This window comes from Pantoea sp. MBLJ3 (assembly GCF_000816655.1).
GTDB lineage: Bacteria > Pseudomonadota > Gammaproteobacteria > Enterobacterales > Enterobacteriaceae > Pantoea > Pantoea eucalypti.
In genome coordinates this window covers 168262-192471 of record NZ_JSUT01000004.1, presented here as the reverse complement: position 1 = coordinate 192471, position 24210 = coordinate 168262, and the positions used below count along the sequence as shown (strand labels likewise).

The following is a 24210-nucleotide window of genomic DNA, read 5'->3' as shown; positions in this document are numbered from 1 at the left end:
ATCGTAAGGCGAATAACCTAATGCCACGCCTGAAGGTTCAACGAGGTTACTGTGCAGCTCACGAGTTTTACTGATTATGGCTTACGCGCCCTGATTTATCTGGCATCGTTGCCAGAAGGTCAGCAGACCAATATTACGGAAGTGACAAACACCTATGGTTTGTCCCGCAATCATATGGTCAAAATCATCAATCAGCTGAGCCGGGCGGGCTATGTCGCCGCCACGCGTGGTAAAAACGGCGGCATTCGTTTGGGTATGCCAGCGCGCCAGATTGTCATTGGCGACGTGGTACGTAAGATGGAGCCACTACAACTGGTTGACTGCGCCTCCTGTTCCATCACGCCAGCCTGTCGTCTGAAGCAGGCATTACATGATGCAGTGCAGCGATTTTTGCAGGAGCTGGATAACTATACCCTGGCAGACCTGGTCGAAGGCAATACACCACTTTATGAGATCATCTTGTCCAGATCGCCAGTGGCAATAAATATTAAATGACATCGGAGGAACCGCTATGTCAAAAGATCCATTTCAGGATAGAGAAGCTGAAAAATACGAAAACCCTATTCCGAGCCGTGAATTTATTCTGGCTCTGCTAGAAAAACGTGAAAAACCGGCCAGCCGTGAAGAGCTGGCTGAAGAGATGAATTTGCAGGAAGAAGAGCACCTTGAGGCGCTGCGTCGCCGCCTTCGCGCTATGGAGCGTGATGGTCAGCTGGTGTTCACCCGCCGTCAGTGTTATGCCCTGCCAGAACGCCTTGATCTCCTGCGCGGTAAAGTCATTGGCCATCGTGATGGCTACGGCTTCCTGCGGGCAGAAGGCCAGAAAGATGACCTTTACCTCTCCGCAGAACAGATGAAATTCTGTATGCACGGTGACGTGATCCTGGCGCAGCCGCTGGGTGCCGATCGCAAAGGCCGCCGCGAAGCGCGTGTGGTTCGCGTGCAGGAACCCCGCAACAATCAGATCGTTGGCCGTTACTTTACCGACGCTGGCGCAGGTTTTGTGGTACCGGACGACAGTCGCCTGAGTTTTGATATTCTCATCCCGCCTGAAGAGACGATGAATGCCCGTATGGGTTCCGTGGTGGTGGTTGAGCTGGTCCAGCGTCCGAACCGTCGCAGCAAGGCGATCGGTAAAATTGCAGAGATTCTGGGCGATGATATGGGCACCAGCCTGGCCGTAGATATGGCGCTGCGTACCCATGAAATTCCGCACACCTGGCCGCCAGAAGTGGAAGCGCAGATCAGTAAGCTGAAAGAAGAAGTGCCGGAAGAGGCCAAAAAAGGCCGCGTCGATCTGCGTAAACTGCCGCTGGTCACCATCGATGGTGAAGATGCCCGTGACTTTGATGATGCTGTCTACTGTGAGAAGAAGCGCGGTGGCGGATGGCGTCTGTGGGTGGCGATTGCCGACGTGAGTTACTACGTCCGTCCTGGCACGCCACTGGATGACGAAGCGCATCAGCGCGGCACCTCAGTTTACTTCCCGTCGCAGGTTGTTCCGATGCTGCCCGAAGTACTGTCGAATGGCTTATGTTCGCTTAACCCGCAGGTCGATCGTCTCTGTATGGTGTGCGAGATGACCATTTCGACCAAGGGCAAGCTGACAGGCTTTAAGCACTACGAAGCGGTAATGAATTCCCATGCGCGTCTGACCTATAACAAAGTCTGGAACATCCTGCAGGGCGACAAAGAGCTGCGTCAGCAGTATGCACCGCTGGTCAAAGACCTCGAAGAGCTGAATAACCTCTATCATGCGCTGGAAGCTGCCCGTGAAGAGCGTGGCGGAATCTCGTTTGAAACGGAAGAGGCGAAGTTCATCTTCAACGCCGAGCGCCGTATTGAACGTGTTGAGCGTGCATCACGTAATGACGCCCACAAACTGATTGAAGAGTGCATGATCCTGGCGAACATCGCCTCGGCACGCTTCGTTGAGAAAAATCAGGAACCGGCACTGTTCCGCGATCACGATCGCCCGACCGACGAGAGCATCAAGAGCTTCCGTACCGTGCTTAATGAGCTGGGACTGACGCTGCCTGGCGGCAATAAACCGCAGCCGGTTGATTATGCAGCGCTGCTGAAGCAGGTTGCCGATCGTCCTGATGCGGAAATGCTGCAAACCATGCTGCTGCGTTCGATGAAGCAGGCCGTTTACGATCCGGAAAACCGCGGTCACTTTGGTCTGGCACTCTCGTCCTATGCGCACTTTACTTCGCCGATTCGCCGCTACCCGGATCTGACGCTGCACCGCGCTATCAAGTATCTGCTGGCGAAAGAGCAGGGTGAAGGCAAGGGACTGGTTCAACGTGCCATCAAGTACCTGATGCCTAAAGATAAAAATGCCAAAGATCTCACTACGGCAACCGGCGGCTATCACTACGAGATGCCGGAGATGCTGCAGCTGGGTCTGCACTGCTCCCTGACCGAGCGCCGTGCGGATGAAGCGACCCGCGACGTCGCGGACTGGCTCAAGTGTGACTTTATGCAGGATCAGGTTGGCAATGTCTTCAACGGCGTCATCTCCAGCGTCACCGGATTTGGCTTCTTTGTCCGCTTAAGCGATTTGTTCATCGACGGTCTGGTGCACGTTTCAACGCTCGACAACGATTACTACCGTTTTGATCCGGTTGGTCAGCGTCTGATTGGTGAATCGGGCGGTCGCACCTATCGTCTGGGTGACACGGTTGAAGTGCGTGTTGAAGCGGTCCACATGGACGAGCGTAAAATCGACTTTGCTCTGATCTCCAGCCAGCGTCAGGTCCGTGGTGAAGGTAAAACCGCGCGTGACCGGGCAAAACGTGACGATAACGCCCCAACGAAACGCCGTCGCAATGCGAGCAGGAAGTCTAACTTCGAGCCGGATTCTGCGTTCCGGGGTGATAAAGGCAAGCCCGCCGCTGCGGATTCCGCGAATAAAAGTAAAAATGTCTCGGAAAAAACCCGTAAAATCGCCGCCGCCACCCGGGCGAAGCGCGCCAGAAAAAAGGCGCAGCCTGACTGATGCGCGCACCCGCCCTTTCTCCTGAGAAAGGGCGGTCATTTATTCATTTCCAAACACTGAGCAGATCGATGAGCGAAATTATTTTTGGTATCCATGCCGTGCAGGCGTTGCTGGAACGTGACCCACAACGTTTCCAGGAAGTCTTTATCCTCAAAGGCCGCGACGATCGTCGCCTGCAACCCGTGGTCGCCGCGCTGGAAGCTCAGGGGATTGTTATTCAGCTGGCCGAGCGCAAGTGGCTCGACAGCCAGGTTGAAGGCGGTGTGCATCAGGGTATCGTAGCCCGGGTGAAACCGGGCCGTCAGTATCAGGAAGGCGATCTGCCGGATCTGCTGCAGAGCCTGGACAAACCGTTCCTGCTGGTGCTGGACGGTGTCACCGATCCCCATAACCTGGGTGCCTGCCTGCGCAGCGCTGATGCTGCCGGTGTTCACGCGATCATCGTGCCGAAAGATCGTTCCGCTCCCCTGAACGCCACCGCCAAAAAAGTGGCCAGTGGCGCGGCAGAGAATGTGCCGTTGATCCGCGTGACCAACCTGGCGCGTACTCTGCGTCTGCTGCAGGAATATAACATCTGGGTCGTTGGCACCGCAGGTGAAGCGGACCATACCGTCTTCCAGAGCAAAATGACCGGCCCGATGGCGCTGGTGATGGGCGCAGAAGGGGAAGGCATGCGTCGTCTGACCCGTGAGCATTGCGATGAGCTGATCAGCATTCCGATGGCGGGCAGCGTTTCTTCGTTGAATGTCTCGGTCGCCACCGGCGTCTGCCTGTTTGAAGCGGTGCGTCAGCGCAACGCCTGATCCCCGATGTGATCCTCGCCACAAATTAGTTTCTGTACCAGGCATAACTGCACGTCATTCGTATATACCCAAAGAATTTCGGGTTGCATTGAGGCGGCAAGAGAACGAATCCCGATGAGCTTACATGAGTAAGTGATTCGGGTGAGCGAACGCAGCCAACAAACATGCAGCCTGAAAGACGACGGGTATACTTACTGAGTGACATCCGCGAGGAGCCGTTATGACCTGGACAACACACACTGTTTTTAATCAGCCTCATCCTCTGAGCAACAGCAATCTGTTTCTGTCTGATACGCCGCTTGGCGAGGCACTGTCACGCGAAGGTGCCGGATGGGATCGGGAATGGCTGGCATCGGTAGGTCGTCAGCTGGGCAGCGCCGAGTCTCTGGAGCTGGGCCGACTCGCCAATGCTGAGCCGCCTGAACTGCTGCGCTACGACGCCCGTGGCGAACGCATGGATGAAGTTCGTTTCCATCCCGCCTGGCATCTGCTGATGCAGGGTGTCTGCGCCAGTCGCCTGCACAACCTGAGCTGGCAGCCCACGGTTCGTGAACAGGCCAGCGTGGCGCGCGCTGCGCGCTTTATTCTGCATGCGCAGGTTGAGGCGGGCACGCTCTGCCCGGTGACCATGACACACGCGGCCATTCCCCTGCTACAGACTTATCTGCCGGCCGCCTTTGAAGGCTGGCTCGATCCGCTGCTCAGCGATCGCTACGACACCCATGCACAGCCCGGCGACCAGAAGCGGGGTCTGCTAATCGGAATGGGTATGACGGAAAAGCAGGGCGGCAGCGATCTGCTCACCAGCACCACCCACGCTGAACCGCTGGGCGCGCGTGGCGCAGGTGAAGCCTACCGCCTGACGGGCCATAAATGGTTTTTCTCCGTGCCACAGAGTGATGCGCATCTGGTGCTGGCTCAGACGCCTGCCGGATTAAGCTGTTTCTTCCTGCCGCGGCTGTTACCCGATGGGTCACGCAATGCCATCCAGCTGGAGCGGCTAAAAGATAAGCTGGGTAATCGTTCCAATGCCAGCTGTGAAGTGGAGTTTCGCGACGCGACTGGCTGGCTGCTGGGTGAGGAGGGCGAAGGCGTGCGGCTGATCCTGAAGATGGGCGGCATGACGCGTTTCGACTGCGCCCTTGGCAGTCACGGTCAGATGCGCCGCGCTTTCTCGGTAGCCGTCTCGCATGCCCATCAGCGTCAGGTAATGGGGAAAAATCTGGTGGAGCAGCCGCTGATGCGTCAGGTTCTGGCTCAGCAGGCATTGCAGCTGGAGGGGCAAACTGCACTGCTGATGCGGCTGGCGCGCGCCTGGTCACAGCCGGCAAAACCGCATGAAGTCACCTTTGCCCGCCTGTTTACGCCCGCGGCAAAATATGAGATCTGCAAAGCGGGTGCGCCGTTCGTTGCGGAGTCGATGGAGGTGCTGGGAGGGATCGGCTATTGCGAGGCCAGTGAGCTCCCGCGCCTCTATCGTGACATGCCCGTCAATAGCATCTGGGAAGGATCGGGCAACGTGATGTGCCTTGATGTGCTGCGCGTGCTTGCCCGTCAGGCAGAGGTTACCGCGATGCTAAGTCAGGAATTTGAAGCAGTGAAAGGGAGTAACCGCCATTTTGATACGCGCTGGCGTCAGCTGCGTCTGAGGCTTAACCACGTTCCTGAAGAGCAGGCGCGTGAGGTTACCCGCACGCTGCTGCTGCTGGCAATGGGTGCACAGCTACTGAAATATGCCGAACCTCCGCTGGCGGATGCATGGTGCCAGCAGTGGCTCGACCAGCGTGGCTCGCGCCCGCTTGAGGCCGCGATTACCGATCGTTTACTGGACCGTGCCTGCGGCAGGTGATGCGCCGTAGAGAATCGCACTGGCGTACCAGAAGCCCGGCATGACCGTTTCGCTCACCATCACGATCTGATAGTAAGCGGCTCCGGCCTGATTGGCCTGGGCGGCAACGGCACGCTGGGCATCATCCGGTGAGCCGTGTACGTTAACGGTAATATTGCCCAGCTTCGGCAAACCGCCACTCTGCGCCCGTGAAATCTCCTGTGCCTGTTGAGTCGGCGCAGGCGGGGCTTTTGGCGTGGTGTCAAACGCCGAACAGCCTGCCAGCAGCAGGCTGAACACCAGTAAATAAGCAGAACGCATAGCAAAACCCTTTTTCAGGACGAGACAATGAGTGTACGTCATCGCCCTGAAAGACGTCAGGATTTCAGGCTGAATACGCTGACCAGCTGGGTCAGGTGGTGCCCTTTATCACTCAGGTTCTGCGCGCTGTTTTCCGCCTGTGCCACCAGTTCGCTGTTCTGGTGCGTCGCCTGACTGATCTGGTTCATCGCAATATTAACCTGACCGATACCTGCCGCCTGCTCCTGCGCCGCCACGTTGATCTCGCCCATCAGTGCCTGCACCTGCTCGATGTGCGTCACAATGTTGGTCATTGCATCGCGCGTCTGCTCAGAGAGCTGATGGCCCTCTGCCACGTTGCTGATAGAGGTCGCAATCAGTCCGTCGATCTCTTTAGCGGCTTGCGCGGAACGCTGAGCCAGCGCGCGCACCTCGGCGGCTACCACGGCAAAACCCCGGCCCTGTTCGCCAGCACGCGCCGCTTCAACCGCAGCATTCAGCGCCAGGATATTGGTCTGGAAGGCGATCGACTCAATCACATGCGTGATATCCGCAATGCTTTGCGATGAAACCTTAATGGCTGACATGGTATTGACAGAGCGCACCACGGTTTTGCTGCCGTGACTGACGATATTGCTGGCTTCGGCCACCAGTGACATCGCCTGACGCAGGCTTTCGGCGGTGTGTTCAACCGTGGCACCAAACTGCTCCATGCTGGCAGAGGTCTGCTCGACGCTGCTGGCCTGACGCCCGATCTGCTCGCTGATGTTATGGCTGCTGGCCGCGATGGTGTCCGTGCCGTCGCTGATCTCCTGCGCCGCACCGCGCACCTGGCCGACAATTTTCTCCAGGCCATCGCCAATGCCGTTAATTGCAATGATCAGCTGGCCAACTTCGTCGCGACGAAGCGTATCCATATGGACCTGCAGGTTGCCGGCGGCATACTGCTCCGCCAGATGAATCACCTGCTGCAGCGGACGGGTAATCGCCCGACGGCTGTACCAGACAAAGCCCAGCGCAAAGACGATTACCAGAACCAGTCCGGTAATCAGGAACAGGTTACGGCTATGCGTAATGGGCGCAAGCAGGCTGTCGCGGTTAACTTCGCCGGTAATCACCCAGTTCCAGTCCGGCAATTGCTCCCAGGCCAGAATCTGCATCTCACCATTGATCTCCACCTGCTGCATACCTTTCGGCTCCGTCAGCAGCGGTTTCAGCGTTGCATCATCCCAGTCGGGGCGTTTTCCTTCGTCGTGCTGATCGAACAGATACGCTCCCTGCGTTTTACCGGGCGTGCCGTTGAGCACGAAGAAATGACCGCTATCACCCAGCTTACGCGCCAGGATTTTTTCTCGCATCAGCGCATACTGTTTATCAATACCCACACCGACGAACAGAATGGCAACGACTTTACCGCTCTCATCTTTTATCGGCTGATACTGTGTGATATAGCGATGGCCGAACAGCGTCGCCAGCCCGCGGTAGACTTCGCCCTGGTGAACACGTTTCCAGGCCGCCCCGGTGCGGTCAAGCTGCGTACCGATTGCGCGACTGCCATCCTCTTTTTTCAGCGAGGTTGAAACACGGACAAAGTCATCGCCATCGCGCACGAAAATGGTCGCCACGGCGGCGGTGCGCTCGGTGAAATCGTCTACGGCAGTTTGATCGAGATTCAGTGTTTTCAACCCGGCACGCAGCACTGGCGTCGAAAAGGCACCGACCTGCACCCGCGAGCTTTCATCCAGGCTAAAGCGCTTAGGCAGGAAGCTGGTAAACAGATCGGTATAGTGAGCCACCTCTTCGGTGAGGGTGGCATTAAACATAGTGGCCATTTCACTGATGCCCTGCACCTGGTTGTGCATGTCATCGATGGCGAGATTTTCCAGCTGGCGCGAGGCGTTGTGGCTTTGAGTCAGTGTCAGCACCAGCAACAGCAGTGCAACGCTGAGAGACGTCAGTACAGACAGCTTAACTCCGAGACTCAGTCCGCTGAGAGAGAGACGCTTCATAAATTACCTTTGATCAAGTTAAGGGAGTACACGATCAACGGCAGAGTGCGGGAAAAGTTTAGGGAGAAGTTAGACAGCTAAGCGGAGCGGGTGATTTCGCAAATCAACCCGCAGAACACAGACTTGATCGGCATGCCTTGCTGCCTCTCAGGAGAGACCATGATTGAACTCACTACAGAAACACTGGCCGGTATCGAATGCCTGCACGCCACGCCTGCCGGACAACGGCATCAGCCACTGCCAACCGTGCTGTTTTATCACGGCTTTACCTCATCAAAAGAGGTCTACGCCTATTTCGCCGTGGCGCTGGCACAGGCGGGGTTTCGGGCGGTGATGCCAGATGCGGAGCTGCACGGCGCGCGTTATCACGGTGATGCCAATGCACGCCTGGGCCGCTTCTGGGAGATTCTGAAACAGAACATTGATGAGCTGCCATTGCTGGAGGCTGCGCTGCGTAGAGACAATCTGATCGCTGACAGGCGTTTCGCAGTGGCGGGTGCGTCGATGGGTGGCATGACGGCACTGGGCGCGATGGCGCGTTATCCGCAGATCCAGAGCGTCGCCTGTATGATGGGATCGGGCTATTTTATGCAACTGAGCGAATCGCTGTTTCCACCGCTGGTGGCTGATACGCCGGAGCAGAAAGCGCAGTTTGCGGCCCGTATGGCTCCCCTGACGGACTATGATCCCTGCAACCATCTGGAGGCACTGGCTAACCGTCCGCTACTGTTGTGGCATGGCGAAGCGGATGAGGTTGTGCCCTGGGCGGAGAGTGTCCGGCTGGAGAGGGCGCTGCGTGACAATGGACTGGCGCAGCATCTGACCTCACTGTCGGAAAAACAGATCGGGCATAAGATCACGCCCTCTGCATTAACGGCGCTGGTCAGCTTTTTTAAACAGCAGCTATAAATAATGAACGGGCGGAGAAGGACTCTGCCGCCCGTAAAGTTACCAGCACTTACCAGAACGCAGACGCTTTTTCTGCTGCGCTGGCAGGCGCATTAACCGGGTTTCTTTCCGGCGTATCCAGCCGGTTAACGTAAACATAACCCGATGCCGCTTCGCTGCTGTGACTTCTCATCTGCTGCGCACAGTCAGCATGGCTGGCAAGAGCGGGTGGAGACAGGAAGAGACCCAGTAAAGTGGCGATGACGAACGTTTTCATGCCCGACTCCTCACTTCAGGGAACACACTCTGCGTGACGCCACTAAGCGAACCGTGACGTCTCTAATCAGTTTAGCGACTGAGTAAATTATCGCCAGATCATCCACCTGAACCTCTTTGTCAGCATTTTTGAACCTTCGCCGCCCAACCTGCTGTATTTACGTCATTAGCACAAAAAGCCCCGATATCTGGCACGACGCCTGCGATTTGTTTAAATGTGCGCTTGAGTTCAGGCACCTTCGCCGGTATGATTACGCGTCAATTTTTCAGCCGCATTCTCAGGCTGTGTCCCACAAACGCTCGTCACTGCGAACCTTTGTGGGACACAGCCTATAACGTTCCTTGCTTCCATGGGCCGCGGTTGACCCCGACAGGAGGCTGAATAATCCGTAAGGAGCAATTTCGATGCGTCATTACGAAATCGTATTTATGGTTCATCCTGACCAGAGCGAACAGGTTCCTGGCATGATCGAGCGTTACACTGGTGCTATCACTGGTGCTGAAGGCACGATTCACCGTCTGGAAGACTGGGGCCGCCGTCAGCTGGCTTACCCGATCAATAAACTGCACAAAGCGCATTACGTTCTGATGAACGTTGAAGCGCCGCAGGAAGCGATCGATGAGCTGGAAACGAACTTCCGCTTCAACGACGCCGTTATCCGTAGCATGGTTATGCGCGTTAAAAACGCGGTAACTGAAGCATCACCGATGGTTAAAGCGAAAGATGAGCGTCGTGATCGTCGCGAAGATTTTGCTAACGAATCCGCTGATGAGTCAGATGCTGGGGATTCTGAAGAGTAATCCATCGTGACGGTCAATCGACTTCGCCTGTCTGGCACTGTGTGCAAGACACCGGTTCGAAGAGTTAGCCCGTCAGGAATTCCTCACTGTCAGTTTGTGCTTGAGCACCGCTCAGTGCAGGAGGAGGCCGGGTTTCACCGGCAAGCCTGGTGTCGTATGCCTGTTATTATTAGCGGCAGCGCCCATCAGGTGATTACTCAACATATAACGGTCGGCACGCAACTCACACTCGACGGTTTCATTAGTTGCCATCAGGCACGAAATGGCCAGAGCAAAGTGGTGTTCCATGCCGAGCAGATTGAATTGATAGATTCTGGAGACTAGCCTAATGGCACGTTATTTCCGTCGTCGCAAGTTCTGCCGTTTCACCGCGGAAGGCGTTGTTGAGATCGATTACAAAGACATCGCAACGTTGAAAAACTACATTACCGAAAGCGGTAAAATTGTCCCGAGCCGTATCACCGGTACTCGTGCAAAATACCAGCGTCAGTTGGCTCGCTGCATCAAGCGTGCGCGTTACCTGTCTCTGCTGCCGTACACTGATCGTCATCAGTAATCGGCAACTGTCCATTAACGACTTTAAGAGGATAAGGTAATGCAAGTTATTCTGCTTGATAAAGTAGCAAACCTTGGCACCCTGGGTGATCAGGTTAACGTTAAAGCGGGCTATGCTCGTAACTTCCTGGTACCACAGGGCAAAGCTGTTCCTGCTACCAAGAAAAACGTTGAGTTCTTCGAAGCACGCCGTGCTGAACTGGAAGCCAAACTGGCTGACGTTCAGTCTGCAGCAACTGCACGCGCTGAGAAAATCAATGCACTGGGCACTGTAACCATCACGTCTAAAGCGGGCGATGAAGGTAAACTGTTCGGTTCAATCGGTACCCGCGACATCGCTGATGCAGTTACTGCAGCTGGCGTTGAAGTCGCTAAGAGCGAAGTTCGTCTGCCGAACGGCGTTCTGCGCACTACCGGTGAGCATGAAGTAAGCTTCCAGGTTCACAGCGAAGTCTTCGCTAAACTGAACGTGAAAGTTGTTGCTGGTTAATTTTATTAACTGAGCACGACATCAACGCCGGCCTTGTGCCGGCGTTTTTGTTTTTATGCCTTTCAATAAACTGCTGTTGGCCTTACTGCGCGCGAATAAAGCTGCCATCTGGCTGACGCGTAAACAGCACCGGGCCATTTGCGCCATCAACGGTCAGACCGGTTACCACACCCTGCGCATCCTGACGGATTTTCACCTGCTGACCACTTTTCAGTGAGCTGAGCGGCTGGTCACTGCCTTCCACCCGCGCCATCGCAAACACATCATTGACCGGCAGACTGTTGTCACGAAACAGCTGCGCCAGCGTCTGACCCGACGCAATGGTCATATTGCGCCATTCGCCCTGAGAATCAGCTTTTGGCGTCTGCTGAGACGATGAGGATGAAGGCTGACGGGCACGGTTGTTATCATAAATATCCGCCTGCATCGGCACCTCTTTCTCCGCAGAAGGAGAAGACTGCTCGACCGGATAGCGCAGGGTACTGGTGGGCCAGAGAAACGCCACCAGCATCACCAGCAGTGCCGCCACAATGCCACGACGGTGCGGCGCAGGCAGCGGATCCATCCAGCGAATATGGTCGGTAAAATGCCAGATACGCTGAAGCCATGTCGGCAGGCGGGATGACGTGTCTGAAGCCATTCGGGTTTCCTCCTCTCCGGCAGTTTGCTGTAGCCTGCGTGCGGCCAGCCAGGTCTGCAGCCGGGATACCATTTGTTTTGCACGCATCCTGCGGCGGCGTGGGGCAATCTGGCCCATGTTTGCTCTCTTATTCAGGTGCTACAGATGAGGTGATCCCCATCGATAGTTATAGTATGGGCAATACCGGCGCGAAGTGCCTGCCAGCATTGATAAATTTGACGTGGCTATTGTTTCTCTTTCATCAGCAAAAGTCATCTGCGACGCAGGGCATTTTACGCCAGCGGCCTGCGCTGCTATGCTGCCGGTTCGAATTTATCCGAGAGTGAAAGGAACGAAGATGACTACCCCTTCTTTCGACAGCGTCGAAGCACAAGCAAGTTACGGTATTGGTTTACAGGTTGGCCAGCAGTTGCTGGAATCTGGTCTGCAGGGTCTGCAACCAGAAGCACTGCTCGCGGGTCTGCGCGACGCGCTGGAAGGGAACTCGCCGGCCGTACCGGTTGATGTGGTTCATCGCGCACTGCGTGAAGTGCACGAACGCGCGGAAGGCGTGCGTCGTGAGCGTACCGAAGCTATGGCCGCAGAAGGTCAGGCATTCCTGCAGGAACATGCGCAGCGTGAAGGCGTGAGCAGCACCGAATCAGGCCTGCAGTTCAGCGTGATTACTCAGGGTGAAGGTCCAATCCCATCACGTCAGGATCGCGTACGCGTTCACTACACCGGCAAACTGATCGACGGCACCGTGTTCGACAGCTCAGTTGCCCGTGGCGAACCGGCAGAATTCCCGGTAAGCGGCGTTATCCCTGGCTGGATTGAAGCGCTGACGCTGATGCCGGTTGGCTCAAAATGGGAACTGGTGATCCCACAGAACCTGGCGTATGGCGAGCGCGGTGCGGGTGCCTCTATCCCACCATTCAGCACGCTGCTCTTCGAAGTTGAGCTGCTGGAAATCCTGTAAGATAAGACGCTGCAACCACCCCGGTTGCAGCGTTTTCTCCCGCCTTATTTCTGCTGTAAATTTACCTGCCACAGTGCAAAGCCAATCGCATCTGTTCCTTTGGGCTGAAGCGGATATTGCGCATGCTGCTTAATAAATCCGGTCGCCTTATCGCCCGGTGCCGTTTCAAACTGAATATCGAGCGGAGTGGATGAGGTAATCGGTGCCAGACGCCAGTTATTGTCCGCCTTCGGCTGAACTGCGCCATGCGCTTTGGTTTCCGCGCTGATGTAGGCTGCTACCACCGAACGGTTCTCATCTGGCGAGGCAAAGGCGATGTACTTATCTCCGGTGCCGGCAAACTTGCCGCCATATGCGCGATAGTTATTGGTCGCCACCAGGAAGATAGCCTGCGGATCGATGGGTTTACCCTGCCAGGTAAGCTGACGGATGCGTGAGGCGTCAGGATGGATCAACTGACACTCTGCGTCATAACGCGCGGGCTGGGTCACATCAATCTGATAATTGACTCCATCAATCACATCGAAGTTATAGGTGCGGAAATCCCAGTTAATCAGCGACTGCGTTTTGCTGCTGTGCGGATCGATCTGGTTAAACTGGCCTGCTGAGCATTCCAGCCACTCTTTCACCTGCGCACCCGTGACTTTCATCACGACCAGAGTATTGGGATAGAGATAGAGATCGGCCGCATTACGGAAGGTCAGGGCACCTTTCTCCACTTCGACATAGCTGGCAGGATCGTTTTTACGTCCGCCCGCTTTAAACGGCGCGGCAGCAGAGAGCACCGGCAAACGGCCCAGATCCGGATCGCCCTGAATGAAATGCTCCACATAAGCGCGCTGCGCATTATTGACGATCTGCACCGTTGGATCGTCCTGAACCAGCGACAGATAGCTGTACATTACGTCAGCCGACTTGCCGATGGGCTTCGCCACAAACTCCCGCGTGGCGCGGTGATCGTCAGCCAGCACTTTCACCAGCGCCGGATCTTCCGCCGCCAGCGATTTCTTCGCGGCATTATCGTAGATCGGTCGCGCCTCTGCTTTGCCGCTGCTCACCTGCCAGCGTCCGCCCTCATTGTTCAGCACCAGATCGACCACGCCAAGATGATCGCCCCACATGCCTGGCATCACCGCCGGAACCCGGTTCAGCGTGCCGTTAGCAATGTCTGCGCCTTTGATGCCAGCAAACTCCTTGCTGGGGAAGACGGCATGCGCATGACCAAACAGGATGGCGTTAATACCTTCCACCTGGCTGAGGTAGTAAACCGAGTTTTCTGCCATTGCGTGATACGGCTCGCTGCTCAGGCCGGAGTGAGGGATAGCAATAATCAGATCGGCACCCTGCGCGCGCATCTCAGGCACATAGCGGCGAGCTGTTTCGGTGATGTCATCCACCCGTACCTTGCCCTGCAGATTGGCTTTATCCCACACCATGATCTGCGGCGGCACAAAGCCGATATAGCCAATCTTCAGGGTCTGCGATTTGCCCTCGCGATCAACCACCGTCGTGGATTTGATGAGGTAAGGGGTAAACAGCGGTTTGCCGCTCTTCACATCAATCACGTTGGCGTTCACATAAGGGAAGCGCGCACCCGCCAGCGCTTTTTTCAGGTAGGGCAGGCCATAATTGAATTCATGGTTACCGAGGTTGCCGACAGCGTAATCCAGCGTATTAAGCGCCTTGTAGACCGGATGGATTTCACCCTCACGCAGCCCTTTAGCCGCCATGTAGTCGCCCAATGGGCTGCCCTGAATGATGTCGCCGTTATCAACCAGCAGGCTGTTCTTCACCTCCTGCCGGGCGGCGTGAATCAGCGTGGCGGTGCGCACCAGACCAAATTTCTCGGTTGGCGTATCTTTGTAGTAGTCGAAATCCATCATATTGCTGTGCAGATCGGTGGTTTCCAGTACGCGTAAATCCACCGTCGCGGCCTGGGCGGCGACGGAAACGCTCAGGGCCAGTAACATCATTCCGGGCTTAAACATGCTTGCTCCTGCTGCAAATTAAATTCAGGCTCTCAAAATAATGTAAAAGCATGACAGATAGTCATTTTAAATCGTGATGGATATAACGTTTTGATGCATCGGCCTGCGACTCATTCTTATACGATAAAGGCTCACTGGCGTCAGCATGGCGATAAGCACGTAACTATGATATTGATATATCTATAAATTGAATCGCCGCCGGACCAGTAAACAGGCTGGTCAGGCGGAACTGCTAAAATGTCACTATCTGAAGATGGACTGATCCTGCAGCAGACAGACAAAAACGAGGTGAAAAATGTTAGAGCAAATCTGCCAACTGGCACGCGAAGCTGGCGACGCGATTATGCAGGTCTATAACGGTGCCGCGCCGCTTGACGTTTCTCACAAATCGGACGATTCGCCGGTGACCGCTGCGGATATCGCGGCGCATGAAGTCATCATGGAGGGGCTGAAACAGCTATCGCCTGACATACCGGTACTTTCAGAAGAAGATCCGCCAGCCTGGGATGTCCGTCAGCACTGGCAACGCTACTGGCTGGTTGATCCGCTGGATGGCACCAAAGAGTTCATCAAGCGTAACGGTGAATTTACCGTCAATATTGCGCTGATTGAAGCGGGCAAGCCGGTGATGGGCGTCGTCTATGCGCCAGTGCTGGGCGTAATGTATTCCGCGGCAGAGGGTAAAGCGTGGAAAGAAGAGGGCGGTCATCGCGAACAGATTCATGTCCGTGACGCACGTCCTCCGCTGGTCGTGGTAAGCCGCTCACATGGTGACGACGACGAGATGAAAGAGTACCTGAAGCAGTTGGGTGAGCATCAGACCGTTGCGACCGGCTCCTCACTGAAATTCTGTCTGGTGGCAGAAGGTAAAGCTCAGCTCTATCCCCGTTTCGGGCCAACCAATATCTGGGATACCGGCGCGGGTCATGCCGTGGCGATGGCTGCGGGTGCGCATGTACATGACTGGCAGGGCAAAACCCTGGACTATGCGCCGCGCGAATCCTTCCTGAATCCCGGCTTCCGCGTTTCGCTCTTTTAAGACGGTATTGGCATAAATGCCCGGCGAGCGATTCTCTCGCTCCCGGGTGTTCAGCATTACTCTTTCAGCAGTGAGTTGACCAGCGCGATAACTTTTGTCACTTCATCCTGCGTCAGCGAACCATCCTTCACAAACTTCACTTTGCCCTGCTTATCCAGCACCACTATGGCGGAACCACCAGGCTGTAACTGCCAGCTGTGCTGCACGTTGCCTTTGCTGTCTATGACAAACTGAGACCAGGGATATTGCTGCTTGTTGGTCTCGACGCTGCTGCGCACAAACATGCCCGTGCCCGGAATCGCGTCATCGGTATTGACGATGGTGGTGGTCTGATAGCGATCATGCGGCAGCTTCGCGGCTTTGATCGCTTCTACCAGTGCCGCGTTCATCTCTTTCGCAGATGAGCGACCCGCAATATGCTGGATGACGCGAACTTTTCCGCTGAGCTGCGCGCTATTCCAGTTTTTGTAGCTAAACTTCTCCTGTTGCAATAACAGCTCGCCTTTGTCATTCACGCCTACAGCCGGTACCCGCATATCCAGTCTGAGGTTATGAGCCATCGCGCCTGCCGGTATCAACAGAGACAACGCCACAGCTGCCAGGGTTATACGCATTGTTATTTCCTTAGGTGATCAGACCAGTCAGTCATTTTACTGCAATAGTAAGCAGGGATGATGCGCCTGTCCTGGAAAGGTGTCAGGTTTGTTATGGCCGCCACAATTCCTTAATCAATGAAGGTTTATACTGTGTTGTGTGAGCCTGATAACAGAGTGTTCTGTAATGATGTGTCAATTCAGTAAAAAAATTCACTTTTAGGAACATCAGTCAGTTTTAGTGTTCTATAGTTATCGCGAATTCGCGCTTCATGGGCTGGAACCAAATTTGGAAACGGCGAAGCGTGCTTAAAAATGTACAGGAGTTAAACAGCATGAAGATCTTCCAGCGCTATAATCCGCTACAAATAGCGAAATATGTAAAAACGCTTTTCAAAGGAAGGTTGTATATCAAGGACGTGGGCGCGTTCGAGTTCGATAAAGGGAAAGTATTAATCCCTCGCGTCAAAGACAAACAGCACCTGAGCGTGATGTCAGAAATTAACCGCCAGGTCGTTCGTCTCAAACTTGAGTTCAACTAATAACAAGGGCGCCGATGGCGCCCTTAGTGTATGACCTATCAGGCTATTCCCTTTGCCTGTCCGAACACGGACGGTGCCCACAATCTCCAACTGCTACGTAAACGTTCCGGTTGTTCCGCGCGCTCTGTATCCAGGACTGCCTGGGACAATAATAGCCGCCGGGACACGCTCTGAGTCATTTACTCTTCTTCGGTTTTGGTCAGGTTCAGCACGGGTGGTCGTTCATCAATGCGGGTGACCAGCAGCTGATCGATACGGTAGCTATCGATATCTACCACTTCGAACTTATAGCCAGCAAACTTCACAAAATCGGTACGCTTTGGAATCTTACGCAGCATATACATCATAAAGCCGCCGATGGTTTCGTAGTTGCCTGACTGCGGGAAATCATCGATGTCCAGCACGCGCATTACGTCATCAATCGGTGTGCCGCCTTCAACCAGCCATGAATTCTCATCGCGCGCCACGATCTGCTCTTCCATGCCCTGACCGACCAGATCGCCCATCAGTGTGGTCATGACGTCATTCAGCGTAATGATGCCCACGACCAGCGCATATTCGTTCATGATCACCGCGAAATCTTCACCAGCGGTTTTAAAACTTTCCAGCGCTTCTGAGAGCGTCAGCGTGTCCGGCACGATTAGCGCAGAGCGAATCTGCAGGCCGCTGTTCAGCGCCATGCTCTGATTGCCGAGTACGCGCAGCAGCAGCTCTTTTGAGTCGACATAGCCAACGATATGATCGATGTCGCCGCTGCAGACCAGAAACTTCGAATGAGGATGCTGGGCGATTTTGGTCTTGAGGCTGGTCTCATCTTCGTGCAGATCAAACCAGACAATATTCTCGCGTGAGGTCATTGAAGAGGGAACGGTACGTGACTCCAGCTCAAACACGTTTTCAATCAGCTCATGCTCCTGCTTGCGCAGAACGCCCGCCAGCGCACCGGCTTCCACCACCGCGTAGATATCGTCGGAGGTGATGTCATCTTTACGCACCATCGGCAGCTTGAAAATACGGAAGAAGACGTTGGCCAGGCCATTAAACAGAAATACCAGCGGACGCATCACTAACAGGCAGAAACGCATCGGATTGATGATGCGCAGCGCGATGGTTTCCGGTGCGACCATGCCAACCCGCTTTGGTGTTAAGTCGGCAAACAGGATAAACAGGCTGGTCACGATGGTGAATGAACAGATAAAGCTGAGCTGTTCCGCCAGTTCCGGCGAAACAAAGCGGTTAAACAGGCCGCTGAAAACCGGTGAAAATGCCGCGTCGCCGACAATACCGCCCAGGATGGCGACAGCGTTAAGGCCAATCTGCACCACGGTAAAGAACATGCCCGGCGTTTCCTGCATTTTCAGCACACGCTGGGCATTGACGTTGCCTTCGTCGGCCAGAAGTTTCAGTTTGATCTTACGGGCGGCCGCCAGCGAGATCTCCGACAGGGAGAAAAAGGCACTGATTACAATCAGCAATAAAATGACAAGCAAGCTATCTAACATATGAGATCCAAAGGGTTATCCACTTGTCATTTTTGGCCTGGGCAGCGTGGGTAAGCGCAAACAGAGTTGGTTTATCCGTGAAACAGAGCTATCCGTGCCAAAAATGTCTGCGCCAGTTCGACAACGTACATGTCGGGGCAGAAATGAAAACAGGCGGAATGCCTGTGGTGGCAGATTATAGCAGGAGCGCTCATCGGGCCGCCAGAGGGCAATCTGCCGCTTCCCTCAGGATTAGCAGGCAGAACGGTACGTTATCGACTCAGATTTATCTGAGTGAATCATTTTGGACCGCTCATTCCCGCCTGCAGGAGTTGTATCAATCTCCCCATTTACCGACAATAGCCGCGTTATTTGAGTTAGAAGTCGATTTTGCGCCGCCGTTTGCCATAAAGTGCGGCTATGATGAGGATGTTGCCGTTGCGGTAGTGCGGGCAAAGATGATTAATAAGTGCCCCGCGGAAAAGGGGCCGGCATGATTAACAGGAGTACAGGTGCCACGATTTTATGTTTATTGCATAGCTGGCCTGCTGCTTGCCGCGCCCGCCCTTGAGGCGGCGACCGTGCGATTACAGGTAGATGGCTTAACCGGGGATCTGCAAAAGAATGTCAGGGCGCGCCTTTCCACCATCGGCAGCGACGAGGTCTCGAATGATGGCCGTTTTCGTGCACGTGTCTCTGTTGCAATAAAAGAGGGGCTGCGCGCCCTTGGTTATTACGAGCCGACCATCGATTTCGAATCCCGCCCCGCGCCTGCGAAGGGAGGACGGCCGGTATTAGTCGCACATGTGACGCCGGGCGAGGCTGTCAAAATTGGCGGCAGCACCATTGTGGTGGAAGGTGATGCGCGCAATGATCCTGATTACAAAGCCTGGGTGAAGCAGGGACGGCCCAAAGTGGGCACGCAGCTTAACCACGGGCAGTATGACAAATTTAAAAGCGGCTTCTCTAATCTTGCGCTGCGTAACGGCTACTTCGACGGCACCTTTAAAAAAAGCCAGCTCGGCGTCTCGGTTGAGCGCCATGAAGCGTTCTGGGATATCGACTACGACAGCGGCGAGCGCTATCGCTTTGGTGACGTCACTTTTCAGGGATCGCAGATTCGTGAAGAGTATCTGCAAAATCTGGTGCCCTTTAAAGAAGGGGATTACTACAGCTCACGCGATCTGGCCGAACTGAATCGCCGCCTCTCCGCCACCGGCTGGTTTAATTCGGTGGTGGTCGCGCCGGAATTCAGCAAGGGACGACAGACTAAAGTGCTGCCGCTGAGTGCCGTGATGTCACCCCGCACCGAAAACACCATTGAAACCGGCGTCGGCTACTCAACTGACGTCGGTCCGCGGCTGAAAGGAACGTGGAAAAAACCGTGGATCAACGACAGCGGCCACAGCCTGACAGCCAGCGCCTACGTGTCTGCGCCGGAACAGCAGGTCGACCTCAGCTATAAAGTCCCGTTACTGAAGAGCCCACTGGAGCAGTACTACACCTTCTCCGGAGGCCTCAAGCGTACCGACCTTAACGACACCAAAGCCGACACCACCACGCTTGCGATGTCGCGCAACTGGGACAGCAGCAGCGGCTGGCAGAAGGCGGTCAACCTGCGCTGGAGCCTGGATCACTTTACGCAGGGCAGTGTGACCAATACCACCATGCTGCTCTATCCCGGCGTCAGCGTAAACCGCACCCGCTCGCGCGGCGGTCTGATGCCGACCTGGGGCGACTCACAGCGCTACTCCGTCGACGTTTCCGATACGACATGGGGCTCCGACGTCGACTTCCTGATTCTGCAGGCGCAAAACGTCTGGATTCGCACTCTCGGTGACAGTCATCGCTTTGTGGCGCGCGGCAATCTTGGCTGGATTGAAACCAACGACTTCGAGAAGGTGCCACCGGATCTGCGCTTCTTCGCCGGTGGTGACCGCAGTATTCGCGGTTACAAATACAAAAATATTTCACCGCGTGACGACGACGGCAAACTCACCGGGGCATCAAAACTCGCCACCGGATCGCTGGAATATCAGTATAACGTCACCGGTAAATGGTGGGGCGCGGTGTTTGTCGACTCAGGCGAAGCGGTTAACGACATTAAACAGAGCAATATCAAAACCGGTGCGGGTGTCGGTGTGCGCTGGTCTTCACCGGTTGGCCCCATCAAATTTGATATCGCCAGACCTATCGGGGATGACGAGGAGCATGGATTGCAATTTTACGTAGGACTGGGGCCTGAACTATGAAGCTGTGGAAAAAGGTCCTGATCGGTATTCTGATCTTTCTGGTTGTGTTATTGGGTGGCGTGGCATTTTTAATCGGGACCACGCCGGGACTGCATTTAGTGCTCAAGGGCGCATCGCGCTGGGTGCCTGGCCTGTCGATCAAACAGGTCGATGGCGGCTGGCGTAACCTGACCCTTAACGGTCTGCGCTTTGAGATGCCCGGCGTCAGTGTTGATGCCGGGCAGATTCACCTGGCGGTGGATCTCAACTGCCTGCTGCACTCCTCCGTGTGCGTCAACGATGTCTCCCTGCGCGATATCAGCGTGGTCGTCGACAGCAAGAAAATGGCACCTGCCGCCGCCGCACCGGAAGAGGAGAGTAGCAACACTAACCTCAGCACACCATACCCCATCACGCTGCGTCATCTTGGCCTGCACAACATCAATGTGAAGGTTGATGACACCGCGATCTCGCTGCTTGATTTCACCACGGGCCTGCAGTGGCAGGATCGTGCGCTGACGCTGAATCCGACCCATATCCAAAGCCTGCTGATTGCGCTGCCAAAAGCGGCAAAAGTGGTGAAGGAAGAGGTGGTCGATCCGAAAGTTCAGCAGCCGCATCCCGCTGAGAAACCGCTGGGCGAAACGCTGCAGGCGATGTTTGCGCAACCGCTGCTACCGGCATTGCCTGATTTCCGTCTGCCGCTGGATATTGACGTACAGCAGATTCTGGGCGAGCAGCTGCGCGTGACCGGCGACACCGATATCGCTGTCAGCCGGTTGTTGCTGAAAGCCAAAACCGCCGATCGGCAGATGCAGTTAACGACGCTGGAAGTGGACTCGAATCTGGGCAATCTGACGGGGAGTGGGCAGGCGACGCTGGCGGATAACTGGCCGGTCGATTTCTCCCTGAATGGCACGGTCAATACCGATCCGATTAAAGGCGAAAAGCTGGCGCTGAAACTTAACGGCGCGATGCGCGACACGCTGAAGCTGGGCCTGAATCTCTCAGGTCCGGTCAATGCGCGGCTGGATGCGACGACCCAACTGGCTGTCGCGGGACTGCCGCTGTCACTTCAGCTGACCAGTCCGCAACTGCGCTGGCCGCTAACCGGACCGATACAGTATCAGGCCGATAACCTGGACTATCAGTTCAAAGGCAAAGCCACCGACTATGTGATGTCACTGCAGACCGCCGTGAAGGGCGAATCTGTGCCACCGGCCAATGTCTCGCTGACGGGTAAAGGTAACGTTGAGCAGTTCAGCCTCGATCGCCTGCGCGTAACTGCGTTGCAGGGCAATATCGATCTCACCGCGCTGGTGGACTGGAGTAAGGCAATCAGCTGGCGTAGTGAGCTGACGCTGGCAGGGATCAATACTGCGAAACAGTATCCCGACTGGCCCGCGCGGCTGGATGGCAAAATCACCACGCGCGGCAGTCTGTATGGCGGCACCTGGCAGCTGAGCGTGCCGCAGCTTCAGCTAAAAGGTAACGTGAAAAAGAATGCCGTAACCGCTGACGGCTCACTGACCGGTAACAGCTACAACCAGTGGACGGTGCCGGGTATTAAGCTGGCGCTGGGACGCAACCATCTGGATGTAAAAGGGGCGCTGGGCGACAGTCTGGATCTTGATGCCAGTATCGATGCGCCACAGCTCGACAATGCGCTGCCGGGTCTGGGCGGCGTGGTCAACGGCACGATTAAAGCGCGTGGCACTCTGAAGGCACCGCAGCTGCTGGCCGATCTCAATGCCCGTGGTCTGCGCTGGCAGCAGATGCAGATTAATCGCGTCACCCTGAATGGCGATGTCCGCTCCGGCGAACAGGTCGCCGGTAAACTGCAACTTCGCGTTGAGCAACTGAAGCAGGATGCGCTGAACATCGGCCTGCTGACGCTGAATGCAGAGGGGAATGAGCGTCAGCATCAGCTGAAGCTGACTGTGCAGGGCAAACCGGTCTCGGGTCAGCTGGCGCTCAACGGCAGCTTTGATCGCCAGACCGAGCGCTGGAAAGGCTCGCTAAACGATACCCGCTTTGACACACCCGTGGGCGATTGGCGTCTGACCCGCGCCATGGCCATCGACTATCTGAACAGCCGTCAGACGGCGACCATCGGGCCGCATTGCTGGCAGAACCCCAATGCACAAATTTGTGTACCGGAGCCGATTGAAGCGGGCCCGGCAGGTAAGGCGCATGTGGTGCTGAACCGTTTTGACCTTGCGATGGTCAAGCCATTTATGCCGGAGGCAACCCAGCTCAGCGGCCTGTTCAGTGGCGATGTACGCGTTAACTGGACGGCGGATGGCAGCCTGCCAACCGGTACTGTGGCGCTGAAGGGTAACGGCGTAAAAGTGGTGCAGGATGTTCAGGGCAACAGCCTGCCGATCGCCTTTGACACGCTTAACCTGAATGCCGCACTGCGAAACGGTCGCGCACAGCTCGACTGGCTGATCCGCATTGCCAAAAACGGGCAGCTGGATGGCAACGTGCAGATCGACGATCCGCAAAATCGCCGCACGCTGGGCGGTAACGTGAACATCCGCAATATCTCGCTGGCGATGATCAATCCTGCGCTGATGCAGGGCGAGAAGATCAAAGGCAGCCTGAACAGCAGCCTTCGCCTGGGGGGAAGTGTGCAGCAGCCGCAGGTGTTTGGGCAGCTGGGTCTGACGGGTGTGGATGTGGATGGCAACTTTATGCCGGTCGATCTGACCGCCGCCAACCTGAATCTGGTGTTCAACGGTATGAGCTCGACCCTGAACGGACTGGTCCAGACTGCACAGGGCAACATTAATCTTAGCGGTAACGCCGACTGGAGCCAGCTCGATAACTGGCGTGCGCGCATTGCGGCGCAGGGCAGTCGGGTTCGCGTCACCGTTCCGCCGATGGTGCGTATGGATGTCTCGCCGGATCTGGTATTTGAAGCGACGCCAGCCGCCTTTAACCTTGATGGCAGCGTCGATATTCCGTGGGCGCGCATCACGGTGCAGGAAGTGCCGGAAAGCGCGACGGGCGTCTCGTCAGATGAGGTGATGCTGGATAAACAGCTGAAGCCGATTGCACCGCAAACCGCTGCGATTCCGATTAACAGTAACCTGGTGATCCACGTCGGCAACGATGTGCGCCTGTCTGCATTTGGTCTGAAAGCGAAGCTGAATGGCGATCTGAAAATGGTACAGGATAAGTCAGGACTGGGCTTAAACGGCCAGATCAACATTCCGTCCGGTCGCTTCCACGCCTATGGTCAGGATCTGATTGTGCGTAAAGGTGAGCTGCAGTTTGCCGGGCCGCCTGATCAGCCTTACGTTAACCTGGAAGCCATTCGTAACCCGGATGCGACGGAAGATGGCGTCACTGCCGGTCTGCGCGTGACCGGCCTTGCCGATGAACCTAAAGCGGAAGTCTTCTCCGATCCGGCGATGTCGCAACAGGAAGCGCTTTCCTACCTGCTGCGTGGTCAGGGATTAGGCAGCGACGGCGACAGTAACGCTCTAACGTCGGCACTTGTTGGCTTAGGGGTTGCACAAAGTGGTCAGGTTGTGGGTAAAATCGGAGAGACCTTCGGTGTCAGCAATCTCGCCGTTGATACTGCCGGTGTTGGCGATAGCCAGCAGGTGCAGGTCAGCGGCTACGTGCTACCGGGTCTGCAGGTAAAATACGGTGTTGGCATATTTGATTCACTGGCGACGTTAACCTTGCGTTACCGCCTGATGCCTAAGCTCTATCTGGAAGCCGTGTCCGGTGTGGATCAGGCTCTCGATTTGCTCTATCAGTTTGAGTTTTAGCA

General features: G+C 55.6%; 21 protein-coding genes. 14 read left to right on the top strand and 7 right to left on the bottom strand.

Annotated elements, in window-relative coordinates:
- Positions 1-51 precede the first annotated feature (51 nt).
- The 4 genes from nsrR (at position 52) to NP77_RS06165 (ending at position 5653) form a co-directional block, all read left to right on the top strand.
- On the top strand, positions 52-495 hold the full coding sequence (gene nsrR / locus NP77_RS06180) for a nitric oxide-sensing transcriptional repressor NsrR (protein WP_003855325.1): 444 nt from the start codon (positions 52-54) through the stop codon (positions 493-495).
- A 16-nt stretch (positions 496-511) separates the two neighbouring features.
- Complete coding sequence (rnr, locus tag NP77_RS06175; RefSeq protein WP_039659429.1) at positions 512-3001, top strand: ribonuclease R; 2490 nt, start codon at positions 512-514, stop codon at positions 2999-3001.
- 68 nt (positions 3002-3069) lie between these two features.
- Positions 3070-3804, top strand: coding sequence for a 23S rRNA (guanosine(2251)-2'-O)-methyltransferase RlmB (rlmB, locus tag NP77_RS06170; RefSeq protein WP_003855328.1), 735 nt, complete (start codon positions 3070-3072; stop codon positions 3802-3804).
- Positions 3805-4024: 220 nt separating this feature from the next.
- Positions 4025-5653: an isovaleryl-CoA dehydrogenase gene (locus NP77_RS06165; RefSeq protein ID WP_039659428.1), complete on the top strand. Its 1629-nt coding sequence runs from the start codon at positions 4025-4027 to the stop codon at positions 5651-5653.
- Here the strand turns inward: NP77_RS06165 and bsmA are convergent.
- Positions 5627-5953, bottom strand: coding sequence for a biofilm peroxide resistance protein BsmA (bsmA, locus tag NP77_RS06160; RefSeq protein ID WP_003855330.1), 327 nt, complete (start codon positions 5951-5953; stop codon positions 5627-5629). The two genes, NP77_RS06165 and bsmA, sit on opposite strands and share 27 nt — an antisense overlap.
- Before the next feature lie 56 nt (positions 5954-6009).
- Entirely contained in the window at positions 6010-7941 is a 1932-nt protein-coding gene (locus NP77_RS06155; RefSeq protein ID WP_008925792.1) for a methyl-accepting chemotaxis protein, read from the bottom strand.
- A 159-nt stretch (positions 7942-8100) separates the two neighbouring features.
- On the opposite strand from NP77_RS06155, the gene yjfP reads away from it, so the two are divergent.
- Positions 8101-8850: an esterase gene (yjfP, locus tag NP77_RS06150; RefSeq protein WP_008925791.1), complete on the top strand. Its 750-nt coding sequence runs from the start codon at positions 8101-8103 to the stop codon at positions 8848-8850.
- A gap of 49 nt (positions 8851-8899) precedes the next feature.
- Here the strand turns inward: yjfP and NP77_RS06145 are convergent, their stop codons facing one another.
- Complete coding sequence (locus NP77_RS06145; protein WP_003855333.1) at positions 8900-9106, bottom strand: hypothetical protein; 207 nt, start codon at positions 9104-9106, stop codon at positions 8900-8902.
- A 404-nt stretch (positions 9107-9510) separates the two neighbouring features.
- On the opposite strand from NP77_RS06145, the gene rpsF reads away from it, so the two are divergent.
- From rpsF to rplI, 4 genes are read left to right on the top strand one after another with little or no spacing between them, the layout of a single operon-like run.
- Positions 9511-9906: a 30S ribosomal protein S6 gene (gene rpsF, locus NP77_RS06140; protein ID WP_003855334.1), complete on the top strand. Its 396-nt coding sequence runs from the start codon at positions 9511-9513 to the stop codon at positions 9904-9906.
- A 6-nt stretch (positions 9907-9912) separates the two neighbouring features.
- The gene (gene priB, locus NP77_RS06135; RefSeq protein ID WP_010256154.1) at positions 9913-10230 is read left to right on the top strand and encodes a primosomal replication protein N; all 318 of its coding nucleotides are present in this window, start codon (positions 9913-9915) and stop codon (positions 10228-10230) included.
- A 4-nt stretch (positions 10231-10234) separates the two neighbouring features.
- Positions 10235-10462 (top strand): 30S ribosomal protein S18, encoded by a 228-nt coding sequence (rpsR, locus tag NP77_RS06130; RefSeq protein WP_002210155.1) that lies wholly within the window; start codon positions 10235-10237, stop codon positions 10460-10462.
- A gap of 39 nt (positions 10463-10501) precedes the next feature.
- A complete protein-coding gene (rplI, locus tag NP77_RS06125) occupies positions 10502-10951 on the top strand; it encodes a 50S ribosomal protein L9 (protein WP_003855506.1) in 450 nt (149 codons plus the stop codon).
- An 82-nt stretch (positions 10952-11033) separates the two neighbouring features.
- Here rplI and NP77_RS06120 read toward each other — a convergent pair whose 3' ends face one another.
- Positions 11034-11708 carry a LysM-like peptidoglycan-binding domain-containing protein gene (locus NP77_RS06120; RefSeq protein WP_156137289.1) on the bottom strand — a complete coding sequence of 225 codons (675 nt, stop codon included), beginning with the start codon at positions 11706-11708 and terminating at the stop codon, positions 11034-11036.
- A gap of 220 nt (positions 11709-11928) precedes the next feature.
- Here NP77_RS06120 and fklB point away from each other — a divergent pair, with 220 nt between their 5' ends.
- A complete protein-coding gene (gene fklB, locus NP77_RS06115) occupies positions 11929-12549 on the top strand; it encodes an FKBP-type peptidyl-prolyl cis-trans isomerase (RefSeq protein ID WP_003855508.1) in 621 nt (206 codons plus the stop codon).
- A gap of 44 nt (positions 12550-12593) precedes the next feature.
- On the opposite strand, the gene NP77_RS06110 is transcribed toward fklB, so the two are convergent.
- Positions 12594-14537: a bifunctional 2',3'-cyclic-nucleotide 2'-phosphodiesterase/3'-nucleotidase gene (locus tag NP77_RS06110; RefSeq protein WP_039659424.1), complete on the bottom strand. Its 1944-nt coding sequence runs from the start codon at positions 14535-14537 to the stop codon at positions 12594-12596.
- 295 nt (positions 14538-14832) lie between these two features.
- On the opposite strand from NP77_RS06110, the gene cysQ reads away from it, so the two are divergent.
- Complete coding sequence (gene cysQ / locus NP77_RS06105; RefSeq protein WP_003855511.1) at positions 14833-15576, top strand: 3'(2'),5'-bisphosphate nucleotidase CysQ; 744 nt, start codon at positions 14833-14835, stop codon at positions 15574-15576.
- Between the two features lie 56 nt (positions 15577-15632).
- On the opposite strand, the gene NP77_RS06100 is transcribed toward cysQ, so the two are convergent.
- Positions 15633-16190, bottom strand: coding sequence for a YtfJ family protein (locus NP77_RS06100; RefSeq protein ID WP_003855512.1), 558 nt, complete (start codon positions 16188-16190; stop codon positions 15633-15635).
- Positions 16191-16504: 314 nt separating this feature from the next.
- Between NP77_RS06100 and NP77_RS06095 the strand changes: the two genes are divergently transcribed.
- Positions 16505-16711, top strand: coding sequence for a DUF1107 domain-containing protein (locus NP77_RS06095; RefSeq protein WP_003855513.1), 207 nt, complete (start codon positions 16505-16507; stop codon positions 16709-16711).
- A gap of 179 nt (positions 16712-16890) precedes the next feature.
- On the opposite strand, the gene NP77_RS06090 is transcribed toward NP77_RS06095, so the two are convergent.
- Positions 16891-18213 carry a hemolysin family protein gene (locus NP77_RS06090; protein WP_008925787.1) on the bottom strand — a complete coding sequence of 441 codons (1323 nt, stop codon included), beginning with the start codon at positions 18211-18213 and terminating at the stop codon, positions 16891-16893.
- Positions 18214-18704: 491 nt separating this feature from the next.
- Between NP77_RS06090 and NP77_RS06080 the strand changes: the two genes are divergently transcribed.
- Both NP77_RS06080 and NP77_RS06075 read left to right on the top strand, forming a co-directional pair.
- The gene (locus NP77_RS06080) at positions 18705-20444 is read left to right on the top strand and encodes an autotransporter assembly complex family protein (RefSeq protein WP_003855515.1); all 1740 of its coding nucleotides are present in this window, start codon (positions 18705-18707) and stop codon (positions 20442-20444) included.
- Entirely contained in the window at positions 20441-24208 is a 3768-nt protein-coding gene (locus NP77_RS06075) for a translocation/assembly module TamB domain-containing protein (RefSeq protein ID WP_039659421.1), read from the top strand. The genes NP77_RS06080 and NP77_RS06075 overlap by 4 nt, the downstream gene beginning before the upstream one ends.
- Positions 24209-24210 lie beyond the last annotated feature (2 nt).